Source organism: Paludibacterium yongneupense DSM 18731 (genome assembly GCF_000422925.1).
GTDB lineage: Bacteria > Pseudomonadota > Gammaproteobacteria > Burkholderiales > Chromobacteriaceae > Paludibacterium > Paludibacterium yongneupense.
This window is the reverse complement of sequence record NZ_KE383963.1, coordinates 1-4,004: the sequence shown is the minus strand read 5'-3', so window position 1 is coordinate 4,004 and position 4,004 is coordinate 1. Positions and strand designations below refer to the sequence as shown.

Sequence of the window (4,004 nt, the reverse complement as noted above, 5' to 3'; positions counted from 1 at the left end):
ACAGATTCTGCACCCCGCCCGCGAGCAGGGTTTCCTGCTGCGTGCTCGCGCCGCTGCTGACGTTCTGCACCCCGCCGCTGATCGCGGCGCCGACGGCAGCCGCGCCGGACGACAGATTCTGCACCCCGCCCGACGCCACCGTCGTCGCCGAAACCAAGCCGCCCGCCGACACCGTTTGCACCCCCCCCGACTGCACCGTGGCCGACAAGGACTGCCCACGGTCGAGCACGGTTTCCACCCCATCGATCACGCTGCCTTGCGCGCTGCCCCCCGCCGACACGAGCTGCAGGCCACCCGCGGCGATCAGACTGCCGCTGGCGAGCGCGCCCGAACCGACGGACACCACCGCACCGCTTTCCACCGTCGCCGCGCTGGCTGAGCCGCCGTTGAGCGCGAGCGCGGCGCCGTTTTCCAGCGTGATGGAGAGGGCGCTGCCGCCGCGATCGACTTGCTCGACACCGCCCGACTGTACCGTGCCGGTCACGGTCATGCCGCCGATCTGGACGTACTCGGTACCGACCACCTGACTGCCCTGTGCGCTGCCACCCGCCGACACGATCTGCAAGCCGCCGGCGGCGATGAGACTGCCGCTGGCGGTCGCCCCCGAGCCGACATAGGCCACCGCCCCACTCGCGATGGCTGCCGCGCTCGCCTCCCCTCCATTGAGCGCGATCACGCCGCCGCTGGCCAGGGTGGTGGAGATAGCCATGCCGCCGCTTTGCACTTTCTGCACCCCGGCGGCACTGATCGTCACATTCGACCCGACGCCACCGGACAGGATGGTCTGCACGCCGCCACTCAGCTCGGCACCGATGTCCACGCCGCCGGCATAGACAATCTGCGCCCCGCCCCGGCTCAGAACCGTCTGCGAGGCCACGCCGGATTGCATCACATACTGTGTCGCCCCCGAACTCACCGTCGTCGACACTGCCTCGCCGCCGGACGACACGAACTGCGTGCCGCCGCTCGACAGCGTGTTGGATGTCGCCAGCCCGCCATACAGGTATTGCAGCCCCCCGCTCGAAATCGTGGTCAGCGAAGCGACCCCGCCGGCCCAGACGGTTTCGGCGCCGCCAGACAGCACCGTCTGCACCGCCACCCCGCCGCTCCAGACCGCCTGCGTGCCCGCCGCATAGACGGTGGCCAGATCGGCCACCCCGCCCGAGTACACGTTCTGCGCGCCGCTGCTGACCACCGTCGTTGCCGAGGCCACCCCGCCGGTCCAGATCTTCTGCAGCCCGCCTGAACTGATGGCGCCACCGAAGGCGATGCCACCGGAGGAAATCGCCTGCGAGCCGCTGCCCGACACCGCCATGGCCGAGGCCACCCCGCCGTCCAGCACATTCTGCTGCCCGCCGCTGTTCAACGTGGCCGACAGGGATACGCCGCCCGAGCTGACGATTTCCGCTCCCCCCGACAGGAGCACCGTCGCCGAGGCCAGCCCTCCCGTACCGATGCGCACGCTACCACCGGTCGATACCGTGCTCGATATTGTGGTGCCGCCGGAATCGACGTTCTGCACCCCGCCCAAGAGCACGGTATTGCTCAGCGTGACCCCTGCCGCCCCGACGTGCTGTGCGCCCGCCGACACCTGCTCGCCGCTGACCGTCGTGCCGACCACATCGCCGGTAAAGTCCGCTCGCGCGGGTGCGGCAGCCAGCCACAGCCCCAGCATTGACAGCAGCAAGCTCGGCAAGGTGCGCGGAGCGACACCGAAGTGGCGGCACCCGTATTTACGACGCAGGGAGAGGGGTTTCATCGGCGAGTCCTCGTTAGCGGCGAAACGTGGCGGCGCGTTCGAACGCAGCACAGTAAACCGCTTGTTTAAATTGATTAAATTGAGTCTAATCAATCAAACCGAGTCGATATGTACGCAAAAATCATTAATATCTGACATCTACGATCAATAAACGCTTATGCACGGCAACGGCGAGGCGATGGAAAAGGAGAAAAGAGGGGGGGCAGGGGGCCGCGCGTACAGCCGCGCGGCCCCCTGCCGTCTTACCAGGCGTATTTCAGCCCGAGTGTGAGCTGCCATTCCTGCTGCACCGGACCGTTCGAGGCCGTGCGCGAGACTTCGCCGTAAGCCAGGCTGTTGTTATCCTTGCCTAGTTTGACGTTGAAGCCTGCGCCATAGCTGAGCCAGCTGCCGGTATAGTCGCTGGCCAGTTTGGTGCCGTTGAGATCAACATTGAAGTTGCCGTCGAACTGCTGCTGCAAGGAGGTTTTGAGATAGACGTTGTACGGATGTTCGACATCGCTGCGCAGCAGGCCCAGCGCCACGCCTATCCGTCCCAGGGTCGCGTTCACCGCGTCGCTGCTGACTTGCAGGCCGTCGCTGGCGGTAAAGCTGCCGCTGTTCTGGTGCTGCACGGTCAGTTGCGCCTGCGGCTCGACATAGACGCCTCCCGCCGTCAGCGTGAAGCGCTGCCCGACTTCCCCACTCAGTTGGTAGTAAGGCGTGCTCACATTGCCGCTGACCCCGGCGCCCGCCGTATCGCTGACGCTGAAGTCATGCTTGGCGGTACCGGCCATCGCGACCAGATCGATGTAGCGCTGCTGTGCATCTTGATGCGTGGCATAGGCGCCCAGATAGTAGCTGTCCACCTTGGCGTTGCCGTCGACCGCGTCCGGGGTCGCATGCGTCGTGCCGAACAGCCCGCCGAACACCCAGCCACCGCGTGCCGTATCCGCACCGACCTGCACCCCGCTATAGGACTCGTTCCACTTCACGCTGCCGGCACCGGTATCGCTGCCCAGCCGGCCGCCATAGGCGCGCACCCAGGCGCCGACGCTGCCGCTCGCGTTGCGCACATCGCCCAGACGCTGCGACAGGGTCTGGTTTTCCACCTGCCCCAGCATGAAGCTCGCGCCGAAGGTGCGCGCCCCCGCCACCGCGGTGCTGGTCAGCCCCGGTTTCGAGTCGTTGCCGATATTGCCGTCGGTGATCGCACTGCTGTCGGTATACAGATACCAGCTGCCATCGCTGCCCTGCTTGAGGTCGTATTTATACGGCCCGACCTCGACCAGGTGGCTGAGGCTGAAACTGCCGGTACTGGCCGCACTCAGATTGCGGCTCGCCACCGCGGCGGTGGCCACCGTCGCCGCCGCGCCGGCCGCGTCGACCACCTTGTGCCGATACGCGAGATCGGCATGCGCCCCGCCTTCGTTGGCGATGTCCAGCGTGTGCTTGCCGCTATAGCTCGTGCCGATCACCAGCAGATCGCCCTGCTCGGCCGCGACATTCTCGCGCATGGCGAAGGTGCCGCCACTGCCGTCCAGCACCCCCACGGTCAAGCTCTTGTAGCCCCCCGTCGGGTTGAAGCTGACCTTGCCGCCGTTGAGCGTCAGATGGTCGATGGGCGCGACGCCGTTCTCCATCACCTGCAAGCTGCCGCCGTTATTGATCACCGGCATGGAAGCGGTGCCCGCGCTATACAGATTGAGCGTGCCGCCCGAGTCCACCGTCGTCGCCGCCGCCGTGCCGCCCGAGCTCACGTTCTGCACCCCGGCAGCGGACACCGATGTCGACGAGGCCACCCCGCCGCCGAATACGTTCTGGCTGCCGTCGCTGATGATGGTGCCCTGCGCCAGCCCGCCCGAACTCACGTTCTGCACCCCGCCGCTGACGATGGTGGTGCTCGAGGCGACGCCGCCGTCGAGGATGTTCTGCACCCCGTCGCCGAGGGTGGTGCCCTGCGCCAGCCCGCCCGAGCTCACGTTCTGCACCCCGCCGCCTATCACGGTGCTGCTGGTGGCGATGCCGCCGCTCAGGACATTCTGCACGCCGTCAGCTTCGACCGTGGTCGAGGTGACATTGACGCCGGAGCCGACATTCATCGTGCCGCCCGCGTCGATTGTATCGATGACGATCGCGCCATCGATGGCGTTTTGCACCCCGCCCTGGAACACGAGGCTGGACACGGCCGTGCCACCCGAGCTGACGGTCTGCGCGCCGCCGATCGAGATCACCGTGCCCGAAGCCACACCGCCGTTGAACACGG

General features: G+C 66.9%; 2 protein-coding genes. Both read right to left on the bottom strand.

Going from position 1 to position 4,004, the window contains the following annotated elements; genetic code table 11:
- Positions 1-1,759: AIDA repeat-containing protein (locus G520_RS23650; protein ID WP_036666715.1), on the bottom strand; the 1,759-nt coding region annotated here is incomplete at its 3' end.
- A 242-nt stretch (positions 1,760-2,001) separates the two neighbouring features.
- The coding region (locus tag G520_RS0120490) for an autotransporter outer membrane beta-barrel domain-containing protein (RefSeq protein WP_028537293.1) at positions 2,002-4,004 on the bottom strand (2,003 nt) is incomplete at its 5' end.